The organism is Nitratidesulfovibrio vulgaris str. Hildenborough (genome assembly GCF_000195755.1).
Classification (GTDB): domain Bacteria; phylum Desulfobacterota; class Desulfovibrionia; order Desulfovibrionales; family Desulfovibrionaceae; genus Nitratidesulfovibrio; species Nitratidesulfovibrio vulgaris.
The window spans coordinates 2,551,520-2,575,976 of record NC_002937.3 but is presented as its reverse complement, the minus strand read 5'-3'; the positions used below and the strand labels follow the sequence as shown (position 1 = coordinate 2,575,976).

Genomic DNA, 24,457 nt, shown 5'->3' with positions numbered 1-24,457 from the left:
AATTTCACATGGCAAAAGACAAGACGTCCCGCAAGGCCCCCATGGGCAGTGGCCGGGATGCTCTCATGCAGGCATTCCGCGAGGCCCAGCGGCCTCTCAGACTGGATATGCTGTTGCGTATACTAGGGTTGCATCGCAAGGAAAAACGCACGCTTGAAGAATCGCTCGAAGCCTTGCAGGCTGAAGGACGCATCCTGCGTCTGCGCGGCGGTGCGTGGGGCCTGACCGACCACATGAAGATGGTGACCGGCACGTTGCAGGTGCAGCGCACCGGGATGGGGTTCGTACTGCCCGAAGACAGGCGCAGGACGGACATCTACGTGCACCCAACGCAAATGGGTGAGGCGTGGCACGGCGACAAGGTCGTGGTGGTGCTGTTGCCCGGCGGGCGCGGACGCAACCCCGAAGGGCGCATCGTCCGCATCCTCGAACGTGGCCTCAAGGAGATGCCCGCGCGCGTCGTCAAGCGCATGGGGAGGCAGGGCCTGCTGTGCCGTGCCGCCGATGCGCGCATCAAGGTGCATTTCCTTGTCGATGTGACGGGCCTTGAAGGCAAGCCGCAGAAGGATGACATCCTCGTGGTGAGCCCCGGAGAGCGCGTCGAGGATGGACTGTGGGCGGCGACCGCCGTGCGCCATCTGGGGTCTGAGGACGACGTGAGCGTGCAGGAGCGTCTGGTCAAGATCAACCACGGTGTCCCCACCGAGTTCCCCGTCCCTGTGCTCGAAGAGGCGGCGACCTTGCCCCCGGCCCCCGGCGGTGGCGATTTCGCCGACCGCATCGACCTGCGGCACATGGAGTTCGTCACCATCGACGGTGCCCGCGCCCGCGACTTCGACGACGCCATCTGTGTCGAGGAACAGGGCAAGGGCTGGCGGCTGTGGGTCGCCATCGCAGACGTGTCGCACTATGTGCGCCCCGGCAGCGCCATGGACAGGGAGGCGCTCGAACGCTCCAACTCGTACTATTTCCCCCAGTCGGTGGAACCCATGCTGCCCGAGGCCCTCTCCAACGGGCTGTGCAGCCTGAACCCCCGTGTGCCGCGCCTCGCCATGGTGGCGGAAATCTATTTCTTCGGCGAGGGGTCACCCGGCAAGTGCAAGTTCTACCCCGCCGTCATCGAATCCAAGGCGCGCCTGACCTACGGGCAGGTGAACCGCGCCCTGCTCCTCGGCGACGAGGAGGAAAGGCTGGTGTTGCGTCCCGTGCTGCCGATGCTGGAACAGGCCGAGAAATTGGCCCGTGTGCTGCATCAGCGGCGGCGTGAACGCGGAAGCCTCGACTTCGACCTGCCGGAACCTGAAATCGCCTTCAACATCTACGGCGAGACGGTGGACATCCGCCGCAAGGTGCGCCATTTCGGCCATCAGATCGTCGAGGAGTTCATGATCGCCGCCAACGAGGCGGTGGCGCGCTTCCTCACCGAGAAGGAGGCGGACTTCCTCTACCGTGTCCACCCTGAACCCGAACCGGAAAAGCTGTCTGCCCTGTTCAAGGTGCTTGCCGGTACCGACATCGCGCAGGGACTGCCGCGCGAGGCCTCTGCCGGGGCGTTGCAGACCGTGTTGCAGAAGGCCCACGGGTCGGCGCAGGAGTTCCTCATCAGCAGGCTCACCCTGCGCACCATGATGCAGGCGCGCTATTCGCCGGAACATGAGGGCCATTTCGGGCTTGCGTCAGCATGCTATTGCCATTTCACCTCGCCCATCCGGCGCTATGCCGACCTCGTGGTGCACAGGGCGTTGAAACGCGCGCTCGGGGGCGACCCCGGGCCGACCCCCGCGGGCGGCAAGCTTGTCGCCATCGCCGACCAGTTGAGCCAGCACGAACGCAAGGCCATGGAGGCCGAGCGCGAGATACTTAAGCGCCTGACGGTACTGCTGTTGCGCTCGCGTGTCGGGGAAACGCTCACCGGGGTTATCTCGTCCATACTCGATTTCGGTTTCTTCGTTGAACTCAACGAAGTGCTGGCGGACGGCATGGTGCGCCTTTCGAGCCTCGATGACGACTACTACGCCTTCATACCCGAGCGTCAGGAGTTGCGTGGCGAACGCACCGGACGCACGTTCCGCCTCGGGCAACAGGTCAAGGTGCGCCTTGCCGATGTGAATGTGGGGCGGCTCGAAGTGAATCTCGAACTCGTCAGGGAAGAAGGTGACGACACCCCGGTTCCGACGCGGCGCCGGTCTGCCGCGTCCGGTCGAGATGGTTCCGGGCGCGATGGTTCCGGGCGTGGCGGCCGCGGTCGGTCCCGTCACGATGCCACGCCTCGCGTGAAGGCGTCGCCTGACGCCTCGCCGGAGGTCTCTGCCGATGGCGACATGCCGGACGGCGACAGACTGCCGCCGTGGATACGCGCCGCGACAGAGGAGGACGACCCGCGTGACACGACCCGTACCCGTCGCCGCAGAGATGACGATGCATCGTCGCGCGACGGGGGAGATAGAAGGCGTGGTCGTTCCCGCAACGAGGGGGCACGCGGTGCGGGAAATCCGGCCAGGGGCAAGGCCCCTCGCGACGGCGCTGGTGGCGACCGCAAGAAAGGCGACGGGCGCGATGGCAAGGATGGACAGGCTGGCGGCAAGCCCGCCGGAAAAGGCCAGTCCCGTAAGGGAAAGGCTTCATCCCACCGCAAGGGGCAGGGCAGGGTCAAGAAGAGTGACGAGTAGGCCTCGGTGTGCCTCTGTCCCGTTTGCGGAAGTCTCTGAGTGAACGGCGTGAAGCCTGACGACGTCTCGTGAGACGGTGACGGAGTCTGGCGAGTGCGGGCTCTTTTGACGACACGTATTGCCCGCACCCGCGCCTCTGTGTCTGCTTCCTGATGTCTCGAGGGCCGACCCTGTTCCGTGAAAGGAGCAAGGTCGGCCCTTTTGCGTTCCTTCTCCGGGGATGCTGCGTGTGCCCGCCAGCCCGTCGTCGCTGGGATGTGTGCACCGCAACAGCTGCCGTCATTGCCGGACCTCGACACGGGCCGTCAGCAATCCCGATATCCGGGCGGAGACCGGTGTTGTGCGCGGCACTGCATGCCACTACGCCATCTCAAGCCTTTTCAGCCCCGTTTCCATGATGCCGGCTTCGGCGTCGCGCCGCGTTTGCAGGACTGTGGGCCGACGGTAGAATGACCGCATCTCTGCGATGGCCCCCCGCCAGTCGCCTCGTGTCACGAGGGCCCAGAAGCGGGGGACGGCGCGGGGGCTTCCATGCTGGAACAGTACCGAGACGACAGGCGCCTGCAATTCCTTGGGCAGGTCGCTGAATCGTCTTCGGTGCGACGAGGCTTCGTTCCGGTGATGTGATGTCGAGGGCGCAACGGCCTGTCCATTGCCACGGGGTAGCGCTGTCGGCGCGTCTCCCCCGACGCGAAGGGCCGATTCAGCATCGGATTCCGGCCCTGTCGACGCCGTATGCTGCCGTCTCAGGTCAGGTGTCCTGATTCCTGCTACCGTGGACGTCGCAGGCGTCCCTCCTGTCGGACTGTGGACACCGGGGGGGACTTCAGTGGACGTCGTGTGTTGCGCCGCGTCGTAGGCTTGTGCCGTCGTGTGCATGAAATGCCGCACGATGGCCTCTTCAACGGCATGGTCCTCGGCTTCTGACAAGACAAGTGGGTGCAGGTGCAGTATCTGCCGTGCCTCGCGGGCGTTCCTTCCCGCCAGTGGTGCCAGTCTGCCTACAATGGCGGCGGGAATGCCCATGGCATGCAGTGAAGCCACATCATGCTGACCAAGGTCGAGGCCTGTCGAGATGGTGGCACTGCTTCTGCCCACAGGCGGGATGTACGCTTTGCGCCTTCTGCCTTCGTGGACACGTAGAAGGTCTCGCGTGAAGATGTACGCTTCGTCCGCGGTGTCGAAAGCGTCGTATTCCGGGGGCCGGGTCGTCGCAGGCGTGTGTCGCATGGTGTCCTCCTGTCTGCAGCCTGTAACATCGGCAACGGCACGTACCGGATGTCATGCAGGTGTACAGGGGGCGACCACGTGACCGGAAAAGGGTCAGGACTGGCTGGACAGGATGCGCCTGCGGGGTGGTTTTGCTTGATGCGCCCGGGCGAGGGGCAGGGCCGCAGCGTTCGGACGGGCACGCCGAATGCGGGCGCTGTGGCGTGGTCATGCTGCACTTTCCGCATCGCATGATCACGTCCATGAAGCGTCATCCCGCGAGGCACTGCGTCCGGATTTCACGACCGGGGGACGCGAGATGTCCCCCGGCATCTGTGCGTGCGTCAGATGCGTGTGATGCCGAACCTGCCCAGCACTTCGGCGAGTCGCTGGTTCAGGTTGGTCGTGGAGCGCGCAAGTAGGTCCAGACTCAGGAACACGCCGAACTCCACCTTGAACGGAGCTTCGACCCAGAGTCGCCGTACTTCGCGCTCCAGAAGGGGTTCGACCTGCAGGATGTTCAGCAGTGCGTCGAGTTCGCTGGCCGACTGCGGCTTGAAGAGCAGCATGTCTTCCCGGTGCGGGTCCTGTTCCCACAACTTGTTGCGACGGATGCGCGTCAGCCCTTGGTCGAACAGTGCTTCGACGGCGGATGTCGATGTCCGTCGCTCACGCAGGGTTCGCATGTGCATCTTGCCAAGGTCGTCACCCGCGCGGGTGCGCAACTCGGAGACGAACTGCACTTCAAGTAATGTCTGGAGCGTCCTGCCCATGCATGGCAGTGAGAAATCGCCCAGCGTGCGCCGTAGCAGGGCGATGTCGCGCTGACCGAGCGCCCCAAGGCCCGCAATGAAGTCGGCGCGCATGATGTTGAGCGTGAGCCCCACGCAACAGGCCATGCACAGAACCTGATCACGGGCGAACTGGACTTCGGCGGCGGATACCTGTCGCCCGTCCTCGTGAGTACCACCGGAGATGAGCTGGGTTTGCAGGCGGTCGAGTTCGGCAGCTGCCGGGTCGATGCACACAATCTGGCTGATGAAGTCGATGGCGTCGTCCGCAAATGGATACAGGCTCTTGTCGGCCAGCGAACGCAGCAGATTCTGCACAATCTTGCGGGCCTTGCGGGTGGCGAAGTCCCGCGCTTCGCCTTCGAACAGCTTCTGTATGCGTGACTTCTCTTCGGGCGGAGGGGTGAGACGCAGCTGGGCCAGAAGGGCGTCGAAGGGGTAGCGGATGACGAGCACCGATTTCTCCTTGGCGATGCTGAACCCCTCGTCTTCGATGATGCTGTCGTAGGCCTTGCGGACAAGGGCAACGACGTAATGTTCGAAGTGCCTACGCCAGAAGTCCTCGCCGGGCGGCGTCTCGCGGATGATGGTGTCGGAGGCGGCGATGGCCACGTCACCGTAGGCACGGACGAGCGTTTCGGTGAAGTTGTCCATGCATAGCCCCGTGGTATAGACGATGCCCTGAATGCCCTTGAGCAGCAGGGTTTCGCAGTTGGCCACTTCAGCGCGCAGGGCGTCGGCGTCGGGGCTGTCGGGGCCGAGAGTAAGATAGCGGTTCATCAGGGTTATCCCCTTGCGTACCGTCTCGGCCACGAAACCGTGCAGGGGGTCGGTCACGCCCCGTATCGTCAGGAAGTCGGTGATGCCTTGCTGCAGGCTTTCAAGGAGGGGCAGTTCGTTGATGCGCGGGGCATTGAGCCGCATGAGCAGCTGCAGCATCTCCCGTTCGGTGACCTCCTTGACGGCCCGTCGTTCCTTCAGGTCACGCAGTGCAGCGATATAGGCGTCGAGCCTTTGTTCGAAAGAGAGCAGGGCCCCGTTGGGGAGGGGGGTGCCATGTCCGGCGGGCCCAGCATTGGAGGACGCGGCCTGCGGTGCTGCCGCAGTTTCCGGGGTGGTGGCGTTCTCGTCGGTCATGGCTACGACCCCTCGTGCGTGTTCTGGGCGGCGAGTCCATCGGCGAGGGCCTGCCCTTCGGTGCCGCCGCCCGCCATGCGCGCCAGTTCGTCGCGGATGGCCTCGCCTTCAAGTCTGGCGCACAGCGTCGAGGTCGCTCCATCCGTCACCTCCTTGCGTATCTGGAAGTGCCGGGCGGCACGTGCCGCTATCTGGGGCCAGTGGGTGATGCACAGTACCTGACGGTGCAGGGCGAGCGATTCGAGTCGGTCTGCGACCCGGTGCAGTGTAAGGCCGCCCACACCCGCATCCACCTCGTCGAAGATGAGCGTGGCGGTCTCGCCTTGCGACATGAGCCCCACGACCGCAAGCAGAAACCGTGAAAGCTCGCCGCCCGAGGCGATGCGGTCGAGCGGTTGCGGAGCCTGTCCGGGGTTGGGCACCCAGAGGAGGCGTGCCTTCTCTTCAGGACAGCCGGGCCACGCTTCGGTGGGGGAGAATTCGAAATCCACATGCACATGTTCGGAGAAGCCGAGGCCCGCCAGTTCGCTCTCAAGGTCGCGTGCCAGACGTTCGGCTGCGAGGCGCCGCGCCGGGGTGAGTTCGTCGAGTACGGCCTTGAGCTGTTCCCGCAAGGAGGCTTCCTCACGTTCGAGCCTTTTGATGTCGAGCCCGCAGGCGTCGAGGAACGACAGGTTCTCGTCGATCTCATCCCGTAGGTTGAGGATGTCGTCCAGCGACCGGCGCAGTTTGCGTTTAAGCTGCGACAGTTCGAAAAGGCGCGATTCGATACGTTCGCGCTCGCCGGGGTCGGCGATGGCGGGACGACGGCGCAGTCTGCGCTCGAGGTCATGCAGCGTGTCGCGGTAGGTGCGTGCAGCCTCGGCGTCGGTGCCGAAGGCGTCGTCGAGGTTCGAGAGTTCGTCGAGTTGCCGTTCCAGCTGACCAAGAAGGTCGACCATGCCGGGGCCGTCCGCCCCGCCGCGCAGCAGGGCCATGCCGTGTTCGTAGCCTTCGAGCAGTGAGGCGGCGTCACGCAGTTCGTTGCGGCGGGTTTCGAGCTGTTCCTCTTCGCCGTGTTCGGGCGCTACCCGCTCTATTTCGCGCTGCTGGTACTCGAGTACATCCCGTTTCTCTTCGAGGGTACGGGAACGTTCGAGCAGGGCTTCACGCTGTGCCGCAACGTCCCGAAGCTGTCGCAGGGTCGCCTCCCGGCGCTCAAGCAGGTCTGGCCTCTGGAGATAGGTGTCCAGCAACTGGGCCTGAAAGGAAGGCTGCAAGAGCTTGTGCTGTCCGTGCTGGCTCGTATGGACGATGAGCGAAGGGCGCAGGTCGCGTGCCGCGTCCTGCGAACTGAGCGCGTCATTGATGAAGAGACGGCTGCGACCTGTGGCAGCCACGAGTTCACGCCGCATGATGCATTCACCGTCGGGAAGCATGAACAGTGCCTCGACCTGCGCCTTGTCGCGTCCGGGACGCACCATATCCGCCCCGAGGCGGTCGCCGGTGAGGAAGTTGAGTGCCTTCAGGATGAAGCTCTTGCCTGCCCCGGTCTCACCTGTGAGCACGTTCAGTCCGTTGGAGAACTCGAGTTCCATGTCCTCGATGAGGGCGAGGTCTCTGATGCGAAGATATTCCAGCATGGCCGCTCCATGTGCGGTGAATGACGAGACTCATGTGGCGGGCGCTATGCTGTGCCCGTTGCAGGTGATGCCGCTAGTGCTGCGAGGCCGTTGTCGCGGCCCGTGTTGCCCCGCTTGGCCCGGTTTGCACAATGAACACCCGGATGCGCTCCCCGTTCCCTGTGGCGCCTTGTACGCCCCGCCGTGCGATGGGAACTGACCGCTGCCGTGGGTGCACACCCCTGGCGGTTCTCCGTCCTGTGCCGCAGCACCTGTGTCGACCCGCACCGTCCCCTCTGTGGAGGTCATCCGGCGTCGTCGACCGTCCTCTGGTCTGCATGGGCGCACCCTAGCATAACAAACCGTGTTTGTTGAGAGGTGCGCGGAGGTGCATCCGTTTGAGGCGCGTTCTTCTGTGTGTCGGGATGCGTCCTGCGTCGTGGGGCATCGTTGGGAACGCGACTATTTTTTCAGGCGCGGGTCGAGAAAGTCGCGCAGACTCTCACCCAGCAGGTTGTATCCGAGTACGGTGACAAGGATGGCAAGGCCGGGGAAGAGCGACATCCACGGGGCGATTTCCAGAACGTCCTTGCCCTCCAGCAGCATGTTGCCCCAGCTGGGGTCGGGCGGCTGCACCCCGAGGCCCAGAAAGCTGAGGGCCGACTCGGTGAGAATGGCCCCGGCTACGCCCAGCGTCGCCGAAACCAGCACCGGTGCCATCGCATTGGGCAGGATGTGGGTGAGGATGATGCGTGTGCGCCCGGCCCCGGCAAGGCGGGCGGCCGCCACGAATTCCCGTTCCCGCAGTGAGAGGGTCTCGGCGCGTACCAGCCGCGCCACTCCCATCCATGAGGTCAGCCCGATGACAGCCATGATGTTGCCAAGGCTTGGTTCGAGAAAGGCGATGACCGCAAGGATGAGGAAAAACGAGGGAAAGCACAGCATGATGTCCACAAGGCGCATGGCGAGTTCGTCGATGATGCCGCCGAAATACCCCGCGACGAGGCCCACGGCGAGACCGATGGCTACGGCGATACCCACGGAGACGAAGCCTACCCATAGCGAGACGCGCGCCCCGTACAGCAGGCGAGAGAGCACGTCGCGACCAAGCGCGTCCGTACCAAGCAGGTGTGTGGCGGACGGGCCCGACAGGATGGTGTCGAGATGCAGGGCCGTGGGGTCGTAGGGCGCAATCCAAGGTGCCAGCAGCGCAAGCAGGGACATGCTGCCGACGATGGCAAAGCCGATGGCGAAGAGGATGTTCCTCTGCCAGAATCGGGATGTGGAGGGCCGTGACGTCGTCGCGGGTGGGGGGACGAACGGGGTTCCGGTTTCGGTGCCCGCGTTGCTGTGGGGGGCGTTCATCGGTCTCCTCCACTGTTGCGGATGCGCGGGTCGGCGAGTCCGTAGCACAGGTCCGCAATCAGGTTGCCAGCCTGAGTCAGTACCGCACCGAGGACGAGGTTGCCCATGATGAGCGGGTAGTCGCGCGCCATGACGGCGGTGTAGAAGAGTTGCCCCAGTCCCGGCAGGGCGAAGATGGATTCGATGATGACGCTGCCGCCTATCAGCCCCGGCAGCGAGAGGCCGAGGATGGTGATGACCGGCAGCAGCGCGTTGCGCAGGGCGTGCCGGAAGATGACGGTCCGTGTCGGCAGCCCCTTGGCCCGTGCGGTGAGGATGTAGTCCTGCCGCAACACTTCGAGCATGGCAGAACGCATGAAACGCGACATGCCTGCAAGGCTGCCGAAGGTGTAGATGAAGAGCGGCAACGCAAGGTGGCGGGCCACGTCAAGGAATTTGCCCCACGGCGAGAGCGTGGCGTAGTCCAGCGACGTCAGCCCCGAGAGAGGAAGCCAGCCGAGATGGATGCCGAAGAAGAGCATCAGCAGCAGCGCCAGCCAGAATCCCGGCATGGCAAAGCCGATGAACACGAGCACGGTCATGCCCCGGTCGAACCAGCCCCCTTGCCAGTGTGCGGATGCGACGCCGATGGGTACGGCAAGCAGAAGCGTCAGAAACAGGGCCGCCACGTTCATGCCCACGGTGAGAGGCAGACGTTCGCGGATGCGCTCCATGACGGGTCTGCCATCACTGGACATGGAATTGCCGAAGTCGAGACGCACCAGTCTGCCAAGCCACTGTGCATACTGGACGTACAACGGCTGGTCGAGCCCGTAGATGCTCTCGAGGCGTTTCCGTGCCTCTGCACCTGCAAGTGGATTCATGGTCGTCTCAAGGTCGGTGGGCGACCCCGGTGCGAGGTGGATGACCCAGAAGCAGATGACGGTGATGCCCAGAAACACCACCACCATCCATGCAAGCTTGCGGAGCATTCTCCGGGCGAGGGCTGTCAGGCGTGTCGAGGCTGGTGCTGGCATGGCGGTTCCCGTCAAGCCGTACGTTCCATCCACACACGCAGGTCTCGGACCTCGTCGTTCCAGCGGGGCGATAGCCTCACGGCAAGGAACTGGCGATAGACTTCGTCGAGGAAGCCGAGGCAGGTGTCGATCAGATACATCTTCTCGAGAAAGCGGGCGTCGGGGTCGTCGTCTTCGCCATCCTTCTCGATGACGGGCGTCTTGAGACTGTTGAGGGCGAAGTCCTCGGCTTTGAGCGTCAGCAGCCAGCTGTCGGCGTCGCGCTCGATGCGGATGAGCGCCCGCGAGACCTTCTTGCCCGTCGAAAGCCCAAGCCGAGCTTCACGCAACTGCGACATGCTGCCGGATACGGTCGCCGTCTCGAGGCTCTCGCCCTCACCACCCTGAACGGCGATGCGCTGTTCCATGAACACGCCGAAGTTCCGTCCATCTTCGGTCTCGAAGCTGCCGTTCCGAGATTCGCTCCTGTACCAGAGCCAGGTGAGGAACTCCTGACCGAGAATGACGTCTACGGTCTGTCCAAGATATGCTGTGTCGGTCATCGTTATTCCTTGGGTGACGCCCTGTCGTGGGGTGTCGTATGCAGTTCGTCCGGATGCAGGCACTGGCGTGTCCCCTGTCCCCTGCCTGTGGTGACCGGCTGTGCCCGATCATGTGGAGGGGGCAACTTCACCTTGAAGATGCCTGCCGCTGTCGAGTCCGCGAATCAGGCGAACTGGGTCGCCTCTATGATGTCCAGCCGCGACATGGCGTTCTCATCGAGCATCGACGCTGCAAGCTGGTAGGGGGTCATCGCCTCGAGATGCAGGTCGAAGGTCAGCGTGAAATACTCCATGAACAGGTCGCACATCTTCGACTGGGTCGAGGCGAAGTAGACCATGTTCGAGGTGGTCGCCCACACGACATTGAACTCGGCGGGAATGGGGAGAAAGCGTGAAAGCAGGCGCAGCTTGACCTGTTCCTTGAGCTCCTTCTTGCGTTCTCGCGATATGAACTTCTTGCCCTGTTGCTTGTTGCGCTCCTCTTCGTCGCGGAGTGACAGCGCCGTATACTTCTTGATGACGGCAGCGGGAATGCGCCGGGTATCAAGGCGGAGCGAGAACGCGAGAAACTCGCCCTTTTCCGGAGGTGCGGTGCGCCATTGGCTATCGAGCATGTCGTCGAAGCATACCCATCCCCATGCCCTCTCGTCCGAGGTGTCGTCGATGTCCCGAAAGCTGAACTGACGCAGCTTGTCAGGAATGGTGGGCCATAACGCCGACGGAACAGGGTCAAGTATGCGAAAGCGTGTGAAGCTGGTGCTTGCGTTGAGAAAGCTCATGGGGTCTCCTCGTTTCGATGATGCCTTTCTCTAGCCCAAGTCGGGAGGGCACGCCAGTATGGAAGACCGATATGGGTACGGTGGTCGTCACGATGGGCGATGTCTCCATTCCTACAGGGGCGTTTACAGGTGTGCTTGCAGCTTGCCGTTGGACCATGTCTGTTTGTTTGTTGACACAATGTGTTGATACCAAAGACTTTTTGAGAAATTATCGAGCAAGTTCGAAAAAAGACGTTGACTTCCGGAGTGAATCGCGTAGAAGTCCCAACCGCGCCGACGAAAAGCCGCAAGGCGAACGACGGCACGTTCGACACCAGAGTGGAAATTAAAATTCACACAAAAGTGTTGACGCCCGAACGCAAGTAGGGCAAAAAGAAATTTCCCGCAAACGGGAAATCCTTCTTCGGAAGGGTTCGGTTCCTTGAAAAGTGAATAGCGAGTCGGGAGAATAGAAGATCAGCCTATTTGAGTCATGCCCCGAAAGGGGTGTGGTCTCTCCAATTACTAACTGGAGAGTTTGATTCTGGCTCAGATTGAACGCTGGCGGCGTGCTTAACACATGCAAGTCGCGCGTGAAAGGACTTCGGTCCGAGTAAAGCGGCGCACGGGTGAGTAACGCGTGGATGATCTACCCATGAGTTGGGAATAACGGCTGGAAACGGTCGCTAATACCGAATACGCTCCGATTTCAACTTCGGGGGAAAGGTGGCCTCTGCTTGCAAGCTACTGCTCATGGATGAGTCCGCGTCCCATTAGCTAGTTGGTGGGGTAACGGCCCACCAAGGCGACGATGGGTAGCCGGTCTGAGAGGATGACCGGCCACACTGGGACTGGAACACGGCCCAGACTCCTACGGGAGGCAGCAGTGGGGAATATTGCGCAATGGGCGAAAGCCTGACGCAGCGACGCCGCGTGAGGGATGAAGGTCCTCGGATCGTAAACCTCTGTCAGGAGGGAAGAACCGCCACGGTGCTAATCAGCCGTGGTCTGACGGTACCTCCAAAGGAAGCACCGGCTAACTCCGTGCCAGCAGCCGCGGTAATACGGAGGGTGCGAGCGTTAATCGGAATCACTGGGCGTAAAGCGCACGTAGGCTGCTTGGTAAGTCAGGGGTGAAAGCCCGCGGCTCAACCGCGGAATTGCCTTTGATACTGCCGAGCTAGAGTCCGGGAGAGGGTAGTGGAATTCCAGGTGTAGGAGTGAAATCCGTAGAGATCTGGAGGAACATCAGTGGCGAAGGCGACTACCTGGACCGGTACTGACGCTGAGGTGCGAAAGCGTGGGGAGCAAACAGGATTAGATACCCTGGTAGTCCACGCCGTAAACGATGGATGCTAGGTGTCGGGGCCTTGAGCTTCGGTGCCGTAGTTAACGCGTTAAGCATCCCGCCTGGGGAGTACGGTCGCAAGGCTGAAACTCAAAGAAATTGACGGGGGCCCGCACAAGCGGTGGAGTATGTGGTTTAATTCGATGCAACGCGAAGAACCTTACCTAGGTTTGACATCCGGAAGACCTTCCCGAAAAGGAAGGGTGCCCTTCGGGGAATTCCGAGACAGGTGCTGCATGGCTGTCGTCAGCTCGTGCCGTGAGGTGTTGGGTTAAGTCCCGCAACGAGCGCAACCCCTATTGCCAGTTGCTACCAGGTAATGCTGGGCACTCTGGTGAGACTGCCCCGGTTAACGGGGAGGAAGGTGGGGACGACGTCAAGTCATCATGGCCCTTACGCCTAGGGCTACACACGTACTACAATGGCGCATACAAAGGGCAGCGATACCGCGAGGTGGAGCCAATCCCAAAAAGTGCGTCCCAGTCCGGATTGCAGTCTGCAACTCGACTGCATGAAGTTGGAATCGCTAGTAATTCGAGATCAGCATGCTCGGGTGAATGCGTTCCCGGGCCTTGTACACACCGCCCGTCACACCACGAAAGTTGGTTTTACCCGACACCGGTGAGCTAACCAGCAATGGAGGCAGCCGTCTACGGTAGGGCCGATGATTGGGGTGAAGTCGTAACAAGGTAGCCGTAGGGGAACCTGCGGCTGGATCACCTCCTTTACCGAATACGAAACTCCCGACTCGCTGCTCACTTTCAAGGAGCCGAAGTGCTCTTTGCAAAGCAGAGCCGACGGGCCTGTAGCTCAGGTGGCTAGAGCGCACGCCTGATAAGCGTGAGGTCGGAAGTTCAAGTCTTCCCAGGCCCACCACGTCAGGCGACACGCACCAAGTGGGGGCGTAGCTCAGCTGGGAGAGCACCTGCCTTGCACGCAGGGGGTCAACGGTTCAATCCCGTTCGCCTCCACCATTTGGTGGACGACGGATGGTTCTTTGTCATGCGCGAATATGGTCGCAGTCACGAAAGATTCGTGGATGTCATCCAGGTTCGCGCCTGGCCTCGGCGGTAAGCCGAAGCTCATTGAAAATTGAATAGGGTTGGAAAGGAAGTTCGAAGAGAACAAGTTACCAAGGGCAACAGGTGGATGCCTTGGCGCTGGAAGGCGAAGAAAGACGTGGTAGGCTGCGATAAGTCTCGGGGAGGAGCCAAACATCCTTTGATCCGGGAATGTCTGAATGGGGAAACCCGGCAGGAGTCATGTCCTGTCACCCGCAACTGAACAAATAGGTTGCAGGGAGCCAACCCGGGGAAGTGAAACATCTCAGTACCCGGAGGAAAGGAAATCAAACGAGACTCCCGAAGTAGCGGCGAGCGAACCGGGATTAGCCCAAACCGGATGGTTTCGACCATCCGGGGTTGTAGGACCTCGATGTGGGATTGACTACTAGGCAGGAGAAGTGAGCTGGAAAGCTCCGCCATAGCGAGTGATAGCCTCGTATCTGAAACCGAACGTCACCCTAGAGGCACCTGAGTACTGCGAGGCACGTGAAACCTCGTGGGAATCTGGGAGGACCATCTTCCAAGGCTAAGTACTAACCAGCGACCGATAGTGCACTAGTACCGTGAGGGAAAGGTGAAAAGAACCCCTGTCAGGGGAGTGAAATAGAATCTGAAACCTGTTGCCTACAAGCTGTGGGAGCATCCTTGAGATGTGACCGCGTGCCTTTTGCATAATGAGTCAGCGAGTTACTCTGTCGTGCGAGGTTAAGCGAAAGTGGAGCCGTAGCGAAAGCGAGTCTGATAAGGGCGATAAGTACGACGGAGTAGACCCGAAACCGGGTGATCTATCCATGAGCAGGTTGAAGCAAGGGTAAAGCCTTGTGGAGGACCGAACCAGTAACGGCTGAAAACGTTTTGGATGACTTGTGGATAGGGGTGAAAGGCCAATCAAACTCGGTGATAGCTGGTTCTCCCCGAAATATATTGAGGTATAGCCTCGGGAAATTGTCTCGCGGAGGTAGAGCACTGACAGGGCTAGGGGTCCCACCAGATTACCAAACCCTTTCAAACTCCGAATGCCGCAGAGATGTACCCCGGGAGTCAGACGGCGGGTGCGAAGGTCCGTCGTCAAAAGGGAAACAGCCCAGATCGACAGCTAAGGCCTCCAATTCCATGCTCAGTGGGAAAGGTGGTGGAGTTGTTCAGACAGCCAGGACGTTGGCTTAGAAGCAGCCATCGTTTAAAGAAAGCGTAATAGCTCACTGGTCTAATGACTCTGCGCCGAAAATGTAACGGGGCTAAGCATGGAGCCGAAGCTTCGGGATCGTCTAGTACGATCGGTAGGGGAGCGTTCTCTGTGGGCTGAAGGTTTGCCGGAAGGCACGCTGGACTGCAGAGAAGTGATTATGCTGACATGAGTAACGATAAAACAGGTGAGAAACCTGTTCGCCGTAAACCCAAGGTTTCCTGGGTAAAGGTAATCTTCCCAGGGTTAGTCGGTCCCTAAGGCGAGGGCGAAAGCCGTAGTCGATGGGAAACGGGTTAATATTCCCGTACCTGTGCGTTCGCGCGATGGAGGGACGGAGAAGGATAAGCGAGCCGGCTGTTGGCTTAGCCGGTGCAAGTGCGTAGGCTTGGGGGAGAGGCAAATCCGCCCCCTTTAAGGCCGAGACACGAGTCCGTGACCGCAAGGTCTGAAGTCGCCGAGTCCATGCTCCCTAGAAAAGCTCCTAAGTATAGTGCGTACAGACCGTACCGGAAACCAACACAGGTGGGTGGGGTGAATAACCCAAGGCGCTCGAGAGAACTCTGGCCAAGGAACTCGGCAAAATGACCCCGTAACTTCGGAAGAAGGGGTGCTCTCTAAGGTGTAGGGTATACATCCAAAGCCTCGGAGAGCCGCAGTGAAATGGTGGTGGCGACTGTTTACTAAAAACATAGGTCTCTGCGAAGTCGCAAGACGACGTATAGGGACTGACGCCTGCCCGGTGCCGGAAGGTTAAGAGGAGGGGTCAGCGCAAGCGAAGCTCCGAATCGAAGCCCCGGTAAACGGCGGCCGTAACTATAACGGTCCTAAGGTAGCGAAATTCCTTGTCGGGTAAGTTCCGACCTGCACGAATGGCGTAACGATCTCCACACTGTCTCGGCCAGAGACTCGGTGAAATTGAAGTCGCGGTGAAAATGCCGTGTACCCGCAGAAAGACGGAAAGACCCTGTGCACCTTTACTATAGCTTGACATTGGGTTTTGGGCTTGCATGTGTAGGATAGGTGGGAGGCTGTGAACCCTGTACGCCAGTATGGGGGGAGCCATCCTTGAAATACCACCCTTGCAAGTCTAAGGCTCTAATCCCTACCCGTGATCCGGGAGGGAGACAGTGTCTGGTGGGTAGTTTGACTGGGGCGGTCGCCTCCCAAATTGTAACGGAGGCACGCAAAGGTTCCCTCAGCCTGATTGGAAACCAGGCGTCGAGTGCAAACGCATAAGGGAGCTTGACTGCAAGACAGACATGTCGAGCAGGGACGAAAGTCGGCGTTAGTGATCCGGTGGTTCCGCATGGAAGGGCCATCGCTCATTGGATAAAAGGTACGCCGGGGATAACAGGCTGATCGCGCCCAAGAGTTCATATCGACGGCGCGGTTTGGCACCTCGATGTCGGCTCATCACATCCTGGGGCTGAAGCAGGTCCCAAGGGTACGGCTGTTCGCCGTTTAAAGTGGTACGCGAGCTGGGTTTAAAACGTCGTGAGACAGTTTGGTCCCTATCTTCTGTGGGCGTAGGAGAATTGAGAGGGCCTGTCCCTAGTACGAGAGGACCGGGATGGACATACCTCTGGTGGTCCTGTTGTCGCGCCAGCGGCATAGCAGGGTAGCTATGTGTGGAAGGGATAACCGCTGAAAGCATCTAAGCGGGAAGCCTGCCTCAAGATAAGTTCTCCCCTCTTTTAGAGCTGAAGGGCCCAGGTAGACTACCTGGTCGATAGGCTGGAGGTGGAAGTGCGGCGACGCATGGAGCTGACCAGTACTAATAGCCCGAGCGCCTTGTTTTCTTCATACAATTCCTTTCCACCCTATTTGATTCTATTTCGGTCCCGTACGAAGTGGCGGCGTGAGCATAGCCAGCCTTCCCGGACGGTGACCAAAGAATCTGTCCTGGCGTCCATGGAGGAGGGGGTACACCCGATCCCATTCCGAACTCGGAAGTTAAGCCCTCCATCGCCGATGATACTGCGGGGTAGCTCGTGGGAAAGTAGGCCGACGCCAGGACTTTTCTTTTTATCTTGTGCAGATGCTGTGATGCAGCCAATTTTCTTTTGGCGTCCATGGAGGAGGGGGTACACCCGATCCCATTCCGAACTCGGAAGTTAAGCCCTCCATCGCCGATGATACTGCGGGGTAGCTCGTGGGAAAGTAGGCCGACGCCAAGAATCTTCAAAAGAACGGCGGTAACCATCTGGTTGCCGCCGTTCTTTTTTGTCTCTGGTCTGAATCTGCCGGGCTTCTTTCTCTGTCCCTGTTAGCCTGCCTGTGTCGGCCACGCCCTGCTGACGCCGAATGGGATGTCATCGTCATGAAGAGGCATCTTCTATTCAGCCTGCCATCCGGGCTGGACGTGATCAGAAATGAACTCTTGTATCATGCCGTTAACGAGTCCTGTCGCCCAAGTGCACGAGGTGTCGCACACCTGCCTCTAGCTTGGGGCGAGCATCCCTTGGAAGTAGGCAATGGTATGCCGCAATCCTTCGCGTAGCTGCGTCTGCGGTTCCCAGCCCAGTTTCTCGCGTACGGTGCTTATATCCGGACGTCTTTGCCGGGGGTCGCCACTCGGAAGCGGAAGATGAGCTATGGTCGATCGACTACCCACAAGGTCAATGACGGTTTCTGCCAATTCCCTGATGGTGAACTCAGCCGGATTGCCTATGTTCACAGGTCCATGCAGTCCCGGTGGCAAATCCATGAAGCGAATCATGCACTCGATCAGGTCATGGATGTAGCAGAAGGAACGGGTCTGGCTTCCGTCTCCATAGATGGTGATGGGCTCGTTTCGCAACGCCTGCATGATGAAGTTGGACACCACCCGTCCGTCATTGGGATGCATGCGAGGCCCATAGGTATTGAAAAGCCTGCCCACCCGAATGTCGAGTCCGTTTTGCCGATGATACGCAAAGAAGAGCGCTTCTGCACACCGCTTGCCTTCGTCGTAGCACGAGCGGATTCCTATGGGATCGACATTTCCCCAGTAGTTTTCGGTCTGCGGATGCTCAGCCGGGTCGCCGTACACTTCTGACGTGGATGCCTGAAAAATCCGTGCCCCGACACGTTTGGCGAGGCCAAGCATGTTGATGGCTCCATGCACGCATGTCTTTATCGTCTGTACGGGGTCGTGCTGGTAGTGCACTGGAGAGGCAGGGCACGCCAGATTCCAGATTTCATCTACTTCGACGTACAGCGGAAAGGTGATGTCATGGCGGACGAGCTCGAACCTCCTGTTTTCCAGCAAGTGTTCGACATTGGCGCGAGCACCGGTGAAGTAGTTGTCGACGCAGAGTACTTCGTGCCCGTCTTTCAGCAGACGATCGCAGAGGTGTGAGCCGACGAATCCGGCTCCACCCGTGACAAGTACGCGTTTGCGGAGATGCATCGTGAAGACCTCGTGTCCGCCGTTCGTGTGGGTAGAGGTGGGACGACAGGCGGAGTTGATCCGTTAGCCGTACAGACGTCGCTTGGCGTCGAGCACGAGCCAATGCAGCGTGCATGCCTGAAACCTAAATCAAAGTAGCACATTCGCCAAGTCGGCATGCTCGACAGAGGCAGCTTGTTCGACAGTTCCATCGAGCCTGGCGGCATGCTCAGGGGGCGTCGATGCGGTGGTATCCGGTACGACGCAGAAGAGCATGCCGCGTGCAAGGAAAGGCTAGTGCCGCCTTTCTCTGCCTTCCGCACGACCTGCACGACGCAGAGGGGAATGCAAGGCGATGCCATCGATACGGTTGCTTCTGTGATGGGCAGCCCGTACATCCCCCCGTGGTCACGTTCGCCACGGGGGGCTCGTCGTCTTTTCATTTGATCGGGGAGTATGCCTTGCGCGCTCTCGACGTGAGCCTCTCCAGCCTTTTCTGGAGGTTCGGTATGCTGTTGCACTGCCTCGCCTTCGCCGATTGAGTCGCGCTTGGCCTGTTCTTGGGCCATAGCCTGCATCCGTCCTTCTTGAGGGCCCCGCAGCCTCTGGGTGAGCTATGTTTCTGATGTCGTGAGGAGGCAGACCTTCAGGCTGTCACCTCTATCCCTCAAACGGCGCGTTCCCCGACCATGCCATTCCGAGACCATTCTCGTTTGATGCTAACCTGTGGCTCAAACAGGAATAACTGAGTCCATTTTTTCAGACTTCAAGTTTTATTAATAAAAATTAATTAAATGGAAATAATAAAGAGTGGGCCATTCCCTCTTGCACATGGGCCCTGTCTGCAATGTCGGACACGGCCCATGTTCTTATTTATGTGCTTCTTTTGTAACGCACCGTAATGATATGATTTTGAGATGTTGTGACTTTGCGTGGCGTCTTGGCCCGGTAATTGCTGTTTGAAGCAAAGCGCACTGACTCTTTGCTTTGCAGTGAGTCATATGCTCTGGCGTCGTCGTGCAACAGTATAAAATGGAAAAATGACGACGCATGCGGTCTCTGGTGCAGATGTTCGAAGCTTTGCGGCAGCTTTGTACGTCTTGTTCTGATGCGATGTCATCGCTGTATGGTTTACGTTCGAGGAGTTTCCATGTCCATTGAATTGCTGGCCCTCGTGGCCTTGCTGCCTATTCTCGTCGCTCTGGTCCTGATGGTAGGGTTACGCTTTCCTGCGACCCGCGCCATGCCTCTGGCATGGCTTGTCTGTGTCATCGGGGCCATCGGAGTCTGGAATCTTCCGGCCGGCTATGTGTCCGCCCTTACCTTGCAGGGCATTGTCACCGCGATTGGTGTGCTGATCATCGTCTTTGGTGCGATCATCATTCTCTACACCTTGCAGTATAGCGGGGGGATGGAGACAATCCAGTACGGCATGCAGAATGTGAGCCGAGACAAGCGCATTCAGGCGATCATTGTCGGCTACATGTTCGCGGCGTTCATCGAAGGTGCCGCAGGTTTCGGCACCCCCGCAGCCCTTGCTGCGCCGCTTCTGCTCTCGCTGGGCTTTCCGCCGCTTGCCGCCGCGGTCATATGCCTTGTGTTCAACAGCTTTCCGGTCTCTTTCGGTGCCGTGGGCACACCGGTGCTCATCGGCCTCAAATTCCTTGCCCCTTTGACGCAGGAAGCCGTCGCCCAAGGCATACCCGGGCTTAACTTCACCGACTTCGGTTCGTTCGCGAAGGTCATCGGCCAGTGGGCGACGCTGATGCACGGCCCGATGATTGTCATCCTGCCCATCTTCATGCTGGGCTTCCTCACCCGTTACTTCGGGGAGAAGAAGTCGTGGGTAGAGGGTTTCAAGGCATGGAAGTTCTGCGTGTTCTCGGCCGTTGCCTTTGCCGTGCCCTACTACGTGTTCGCATGGTTCGTCGGGCCGGAGTTCCCTTCGCTCATCGGTGGTCTTGTGGGCCTCGGTATCATCGTTGCCGGTGCAAAGCGTGGGTTCTGCGTGCCTGAAACCCCTTGGGACTTCGGCCCCCAGTCCAGCTGGGACGCGGAATGGACGGGCTCCATCCGTACTGCCGCCAATACCGAGTTCAAGGCGCACATGAGCCAGTTCAGGGCATGGCTTCCCTACGTGCTCATCGGTCTCATCCTCGTCGTGACCCGTATCCCCGAGCTTGGGCTCAAGGGCTTTCTCTCCGCGCAGAAAATCCCCTTCAACGACATTCTCGGCTACAAGGGCGTCTCGGCATCCATCGACTATCTCTACCTGCCCGGCACCATTCCTTTCACCCTTGTGGCCCTGCTCACCATCCTGCTGCATGGCATGAAGGGTGACGCAGTGAAGCGCGCATGGGGCGAATCCATCGCCAAGATGAAGTCGCCTACCATCGCCCTCTTCTTTGCGGTCGCCCTTGTGTCCATCTTCCGCGGGTCGGGGGTCGTCGACGCAGCCCTCAACCCCAACGCCTATCCTTCCATGCCGCTGGCCATGGCCAAGGCCGTGGCTGCCGTCGCGGGTAACGCGTGGCCCATGCTGGCATCGTTCGTCGGTGGTCTTGGGTCGTTCATCACGGGCTCGAACACGGTCTCGGACCTGCTTTTCGCAGAATTCCAGTGGGGTGTTGCCGCGCAACTGTCGATGCCGCGTCAGGTCATCGTGGCTGCGCAGGTCGTTGGCGGTGCCATGGGCAACATGGTGTGCATCCACAACATCGTGGCTGTGTGCGCCGTTGTGGGCCTTACGGGGCGCGAAGGGACCTTGCTGAAGCGTTGCTTCCTGCCTTTCGTGCTCTATGGCGTGGTGGTGGGTGTCGTCGCGTCGCTCATGAGCTTCGTGTTCCTGCCTCACCTCTTCTAAATCCCGATGCAGGGGCGCAGCCGCAGCGTCCCATGACGGTCTCATCAGGAGTCCGTTCGTGAAAAGCCCCGCCTTTCCTCGGAAGGCGGGGCTTCTTGCTTCCCTGATGGGTGCGTTCGGCCGTTGCGTCCCTTCGCGGCTGCGCTGTAGCCCCCCGACCAGTTACGGGGCACTGCGGTGCAGGATGAGGACGCCTGCGGACACGTCGCCGTCTGCTCATGCCTATGGCACGAAGAACGCCCCGGCAGCCGAGAGACTCGTCCGGTAAGGGCGCCCGTATTCATCACGACGCGGAATCAGTGCTTCGGGCTTCCGTCCGAGGGCTTCTTTCCCGGCTGTGCGGAGATGTCGACCTCGTCTTCTTCATTGAGGCTGCGTTTGAACTCGTTGAGGGATTTGCCGATGGTTTTGCCCAGTCCCGGCAGATTCTTGGGACCGAAGACGAAAAGCGCAATGACGAGGATGACCAGCAGATGTGCGGGCTGGAAGAGTTGACCTATCATGGGTGCTCCTCAGGGCGCGAAGCCTTGTAGGGGTGATTGGGTGGTGGCATCGTGCCATGGCTGTTGCGCATCGTGAAGCCCCGTGGCCGTTATCTTCATGTAATGTTCATGGACGAAAAAGGCGGGGCCCTTGAAGGGCCCCGCCTCGATGGTCATCGACAGGTTGCGTACTAGACCTTGGCGGCGGTGCGCAGGTCGGCGGCAGCGTCGGTGTGTTCCCATGTGAACTCGGGCAACTCGCGACCGAAGTGCCCGTAGCACGAGGTCTTGCCGTAGATGGGGCGCAGCAGGTCGAGTCTGCGGGTGATGTGGAAGGGGCGCAGGTCGAACACCTCGCGGACGGCGCGAGTGAGGACTTCGTCGGGAACGCTGGCGGTACCCTGCGACGAGACCAGCACCGACACGGGTTCTGCCACGCCGATGCAGTAGGCTATCTGCACTTCGCACTTGGGGGCGAGGCCTGAAGCGACCACGTTCTTGGCGATGTAGCGGGCCATGTAGGCACCGGAACGGTCGACCTTGGAGGCGTCCTTGCCGGAGAATGCGCCGCCACCGTGGTGACCCATGCCGCCGTAGGTGTCCTGGATGATCTTGCGGCCTGTGAGGCCGCAGTCGCCCATGGGGCCGCCGATGACGAAGCGCCCGGTGGTGTTGATGAAGATGTCGCAGGCCTTTTCATCGAAGAAGCCGCTGGGTTCGAGGATGGGGCGGATGACGTGGGTCTTCACTGCGTCGATGATGTCGGCCTGACTGGCGCTGTCCTTGTGCTGCGTGGAGACGACGACGTTGTTGATGCGTACGGGCTTGCCGTCGACGTATTCGAACGAGACCTGCGTCTTGCCGTCGGGACGGAAGATGTCGACGGTGCCGTCCTTGCGCACTTCGGTGAGACGCTGCGAAAGCTGATGCGCCCAGTAGATGGGGGCAGGCATGAGCGTGGCGGTCTCATCGCAGGCGAAACCGAACATCATGCCCTGGTCGCCTGCGCCCTGGTCTTCGTTGGTGGCGCGGTCTACGCCCTGTGCGATGTCGGCGGACTGCTTGTCGATGGAGGATATGACGGCGCAGGTCTGCCAGTCGAAGCCCATTTCGGAGCTGTTGTAGCCGATGTTGCGGATGGTCTCGCGCACGACATGGGGAAGGTCGGCGTAGCCGCGGGTGGTGATTTCACCGGCGATGACCGCCATGCCCGTGGTCACGAGGGTCTCGCAAGCCACGCGGGAGTTGGGATCCTGCGCCAGCAGCACGTCGAGCACGGCGTCGGATATCTGGTCGGCGACCTTGTCGGGGTGGCCTTCGGTGACGGATTCGGACGTGAAGTAGTATTTGCCTTTGCTGGGGATCATCTGATTCCTCCTTGGGAATGTCGTGCCCGCGGGGGGCGTGGCTACGGCGGTCTAGTCGCCGAGAAGCATCATGTTATCGAGAAGCCGCGCCTGTCCGACCCTGACGGCCGTGGCGCAGAGAGTGGCCCCTGTGAGGCGGTCGACCGGTTCGAGAGACACGGGGTCGACTATGGTCAGATAGTCTTCTTCTCCGCCGGGCAGGTTCTGGGCCCAGTAACGGCGGATGGCTGTCTTGATGGTCTCGGCATCGCGTTCTCCACTCTGGGTGATGGCGCGACCGAGGGCGAGTCCGTGATGGATGTGCGGTGCCTGAAGGCGCTCTTCGGCAGTGAGGTAGATGTTGCGCGAGCTCATGGCCAGACCGTCAGGTTCGCGCACGATGGGCCGCCCCACGATATCGACGGGAATGTTGAGGTCGCGCACCATCCTGCGTATCACGGCCACCTGCTGCCAGTCCTTCTGCCCGAAGACGGCGATGCGCGGCATGGTGAGCATGAGCAGCTTGGTGACGACGGTGCACACCCCTCTGAAGTGGGTGGGGCGCGACAGGCCGCACATGGTCTGCGAAAGCGCGGGGACCTCGACCCATGTGGCGTGGTCTTTCTTGTAGAGGTCTTCGGCTTTGGGCGCGAAGAGAACGTCCACCCCTTGGGCTTCGGCCATGGCCGCGTCACGTTCGAGGTCGCGCGGGTAGGCGGCGAAGTCTTCGCCCGGCCCGAATTGGGCGGGGTTGACGAAGAGGCTCACGATCACCTTTTCCGACACGGCGCGGGCGTGGGCCATGAGACTCTCATGACCTGCGTGGTAGTAGCCCATGGTCGGCACAAGGGCCGTGTGCACCCCGTCTGCCCTCCAGCGGAGGCAGGCCTGCTGAATCGTTTGAGGCTCGGTAATTATCTGCATATCAACCTATCCACATATAGTTGTACGGGTCATATACACGCAGCCGTTCGCATTGTCCAGTCCCCACGTGTGCGCGGGGAGGGGAAGACATAGGGCAGGACAGGCTATCACATCTTGACGCGGGAGTGCTACCGGGGGCACACATGGCAGGTATCCCGCCCAAGGAGTGACCATGCAACCGTTCTATCAGGGACAGTTGGACGTGTTCTGTGCCCTCTATGCCGTGCTCAACGCCTTGCAGCTGACACATGGTCTAGGCATGGGGCAGGCGCGTCGCATTTTCACCGAGACGCTTGAGGACATCGCCCGTGACGCCTCGCTGCTGCATGTCACGCTTCACAATGAGACCGATTATGCATGGCTTGTGGAACAGGTTCTCACCCGTTACGGACTGTGCCTCGATGCACCGTTTCCCATGACAGCCACACGCCCCTTCTCGTCGCCCACCACCCCGACGCCCCGCCTCCTGTGGGGTACGCTGTGCGGCTGGCTTGCGGGAGGGCCGAGACGCACTGCCGTGTTCCGCTTTCACAGGTATCTGCCCTTCCGGGGCGACCCGCTCATCAGGCACTGGAGTACGGTTCGTGAACTGGAGAACGACACTCTGGTGTTGCATGATTCGAGCCATGAACCCAATGCGGTGTTCTCAATCCACCGTGACGGTTTCGGCACCACGCGCGAAAGCATGAGCGACGGGCGTCTGCTGTTGATCGAAGCACCCACGGTATGGTTGCTTGAAGGGCGCTGAGGGCGTACGCGGGGCGTATCCCAGCCCGTGGCCGT

General features: G+C 60.5%; 14 protein-coding genes, 2 tRNA genes and 4 rRNA genes. 9 read left to right on the top strand and 11 right to left on the bottom strand.

What is annotated here, in order from left to right; genetic code table 11:
* Nucleotides 1-8: 8 nt before the first annotated feature.
* Nucleotides 9-2,669, top strand: a complete 2,661-nt coding sequence (gene rnr / locus DVU_RS11550) for a ribonuclease R (RefSeq protein ID WP_010939737.1) — start codon at nucleotides 9-11, stop codon at nucleotides 2,667-2,669.
* 360 nt (nucleotides 2,670-3,029) lie between these two features.
* Here the strand turns inward: rnr and DVU_RS11545 are convergent, their stop codons facing one another.
* The 7 genes from DVU_RS11545 to rdgC form a co-directional block, all read right to left on the bottom strand.
* The gene (locus DVU_RS11545; RefSeq protein WP_010939736.1) at nucleotides 3,030-3,899 is read right to left on the bottom strand and encodes a pesticin C-terminus-like muramidase; all 870 of its coding nucleotides are present in this window, start codon (nucleotides 3,897-3,899) and stop codon (nucleotides 3,030-3,032) included.
* Between the two features lie 323 nt (nucleotides 3,900-4,222).
* Nucleotides 4,223-5,806 carry a hypothetical protein gene (locus DVU_RS11540; protein ID WP_010939734.1) on the bottom strand — a complete coding sequence of 528 codons (1,584 nt, stop codon included), beginning with the start codon at nucleotides 5,804-5,806 and terminating at the stop codon, nucleotides 4,223-4,225.
* A 2-nt stretch (nucleotides 5,807-5,808) separates the two neighbouring features.
* Complete coding sequence (locus DVU_RS11535) at nucleotides 5,809-7,428, bottom strand: DNA repair protein RecN (protein ID WP_010939733.1); 1,620 nt, start codon at nucleotides 7,426-7,428, stop codon at nucleotides 5,809-5,811.
* A 441-nt stretch (nucleotides 7,429-7,869) separates the two neighbouring features.
* The gene (locus DVU_RS11530; protein ID WP_010939732.1) at nucleotides 7,870-8,772 is read right to left on the bottom strand and encodes an ABC transporter permease; all 903 of its coding nucleotides are present in this window, start codon (nucleotides 8,770-8,772) and stop codon (nucleotides 7,870-7,872) included.
* On the bottom strand, nucleotides 8,769-9,788 hold the full coding sequence (locus DVU_RS11525) for an ABC transporter permease (RefSeq protein WP_010939731.1): 1,020 nt from the start codon (nucleotides 9,786-9,788) through the stop codon (nucleotides 8,769-8,771). Before DVU_RS11525 ends, DVU_RS11530 begins: the two co-directional genes overlap by 4 nt.
* A gap of 11 nt (nucleotides 9,789-9,799) precedes the next feature.
* Complete coding sequence (locus tag DVU_RS11520; RefSeq protein WP_011791831.1) at nucleotides 9,800-10,330, bottom strand: hypothetical protein; 531 nt, start codon at nucleotides 10,328-10,330, stop codon at nucleotides 9,800-9,802.
* A gap of 164 nt (nucleotides 10,331-10,494) precedes the next feature.
* Nucleotides 10,495-11,109, bottom strand: a complete 615-nt coding sequence (gene rdgC / locus DVU_RS11515) for a recombination-associated protein RdgC (protein ID WP_010939729.1) — start codon at nucleotides 11,107-11,109, stop codon at nucleotides 10,495-10,497.
* Nucleotides 11,110-11,614: 505 nt separating this feature from the next.
* Here rdgC and DVU_RS11510 point away from each other — a divergent pair.
* The 6 genes from DVU_RS11510 to rrf (DVU_RS11485) all read left to right on the top strand — a co-directional run bounded on the left by DVU_RS11510 (nucleotide 11,615) and on the right by rrf (DVU_RS11485) (nucleotide 16,866).
* Nucleotides 11,615-13,163, top strand: a 16S ribosomal RNA gene (locus DVU_RS11510).
* A gap of 72 nt (nucleotides 13,164-13,235) precedes the next feature.
* Nucleotides 13,236-13,312 (top strand) — tRNA-Ile (locus DVU_RS11505).
* Between the two features lie 22 nt (nucleotides 13,313-13,334).
* A tRNA-Ala gene (locus DVU_RS11500) sits at nucleotides 13,335-13,410 on the top strand.
* Between the two features lie 148 nt (nucleotides 13,411-13,558).
* A 23S ribosomal RNA gene (locus DVU_RS11495) occupies nucleotides 13,559-16,488 on the top strand.
* A 102-nt stretch (nucleotides 16,489-16,590) separates the two neighbouring features.
* Nucleotides 16,591-16,705: ribosomal RNA gene (gene rrf, locus DVU_RS11490) — 5S ribosomal RNA — on the top strand.
* A 46-nt stretch (nucleotides 16,706-16,751) separates the two neighbouring features.
* A 5S ribosomal RNA gene (rrf, locus tag DVU_RS11485) occupies nucleotides 16,752-16,866 on the top strand.
* The 16S, 23S and 5S rRNA genes sit together here with 2 tRNA genes alongside, the layout of an rRNA operon.
* Nucleotides 16,867-17,129: 263 nt before the next feature.
* Here rrf (DVU_RS11485) and DVU_RS11480 read toward each other — a convergent pair.
* The gene (locus DVU_RS11480; RefSeq protein WP_010939726.1) at nucleotides 17,130-18,080 is read right to left on the bottom strand and encodes a UDP-glucuronic acid decarboxylase family protein; all 951 of its coding nucleotides are present in this window, start codon (nucleotides 18,078-18,080) and stop codon (nucleotides 17,130-17,132) included.
* A gap of 1,129 nt (nucleotides 18,081-19,209) precedes the next feature.
* On the opposite strand from DVU_RS11480, the gene DVU_RS11475 reads away from it, so the two are divergent.
* Complete coding sequence (locus DVU_RS11475) at nucleotides 19,210-20,922, top strand: L-lactate permease (protein WP_010939722.1); 1,713 nt, start codon at nucleotides 19,210-19,212, stop codon at nucleotides 20,920-20,922.
* A 296-nt stretch (nucleotides 20,923-21,218) separates the two neighbouring features.
* Here the strand turns inward: DVU_RS11475 and DVU_RS11470 are convergent, their stop codons facing one another.
* From DVU_RS11470 to panC, 3 genes are all read right to left on the bottom strand, one after another.
* Nucleotides 21,219-21,425, bottom strand: a complete 207-nt coding sequence (locus DVU_RS11470; RefSeq protein WP_010939721.1) for a twin-arginine translocase TatA/TatE family subunit — start codon at nucleotides 21,423-21,425, stop codon at nucleotides 21,219-21,221.
* Between the two features lie 170 nt (nucleotides 21,426-21,595).
* Nucleotides 21,596-22,771 carry a methionine adenosyltransferase gene (metK, locus tag DVU_RS11465; RefSeq protein WP_010939720.1) on the bottom strand — a complete coding sequence of 392 codons (1,176 nt, stop codon included), beginning with the start codon at nucleotides 22,769-22,771 and terminating at the stop codon, nucleotides 21,596-21,598.
* Between the two features lie 51 nt (nucleotides 22,772-22,822).
* A complete protein-coding gene (gene panC, locus DVU_RS11460) occupies nucleotides 22,823-23,674 on the bottom strand; it encodes a pantoate--beta-alanine ligase (RefSeq protein WP_010939719.1) in 852 nt (283 codons plus the stop codon).
* A 172-nt stretch (nucleotides 23,675-23,846) separates the two neighbouring features.
* On the opposite strand from panC, the gene DVU_RS11455 reads away from it, so the two are divergent.
* Nucleotides 23,847-24,422 (top strand): hypothetical protein, encoded by a 576-nt coding sequence (locus DVU_RS11455; protein WP_010939718.1) that lies wholly within the window; start codon nucleotides 23,847-23,849, stop codon nucleotides 24,420-24,422.
* The last annotated feature ends 35 nt before the right edge of the window (nucleotides 24,423-24,457 follow it).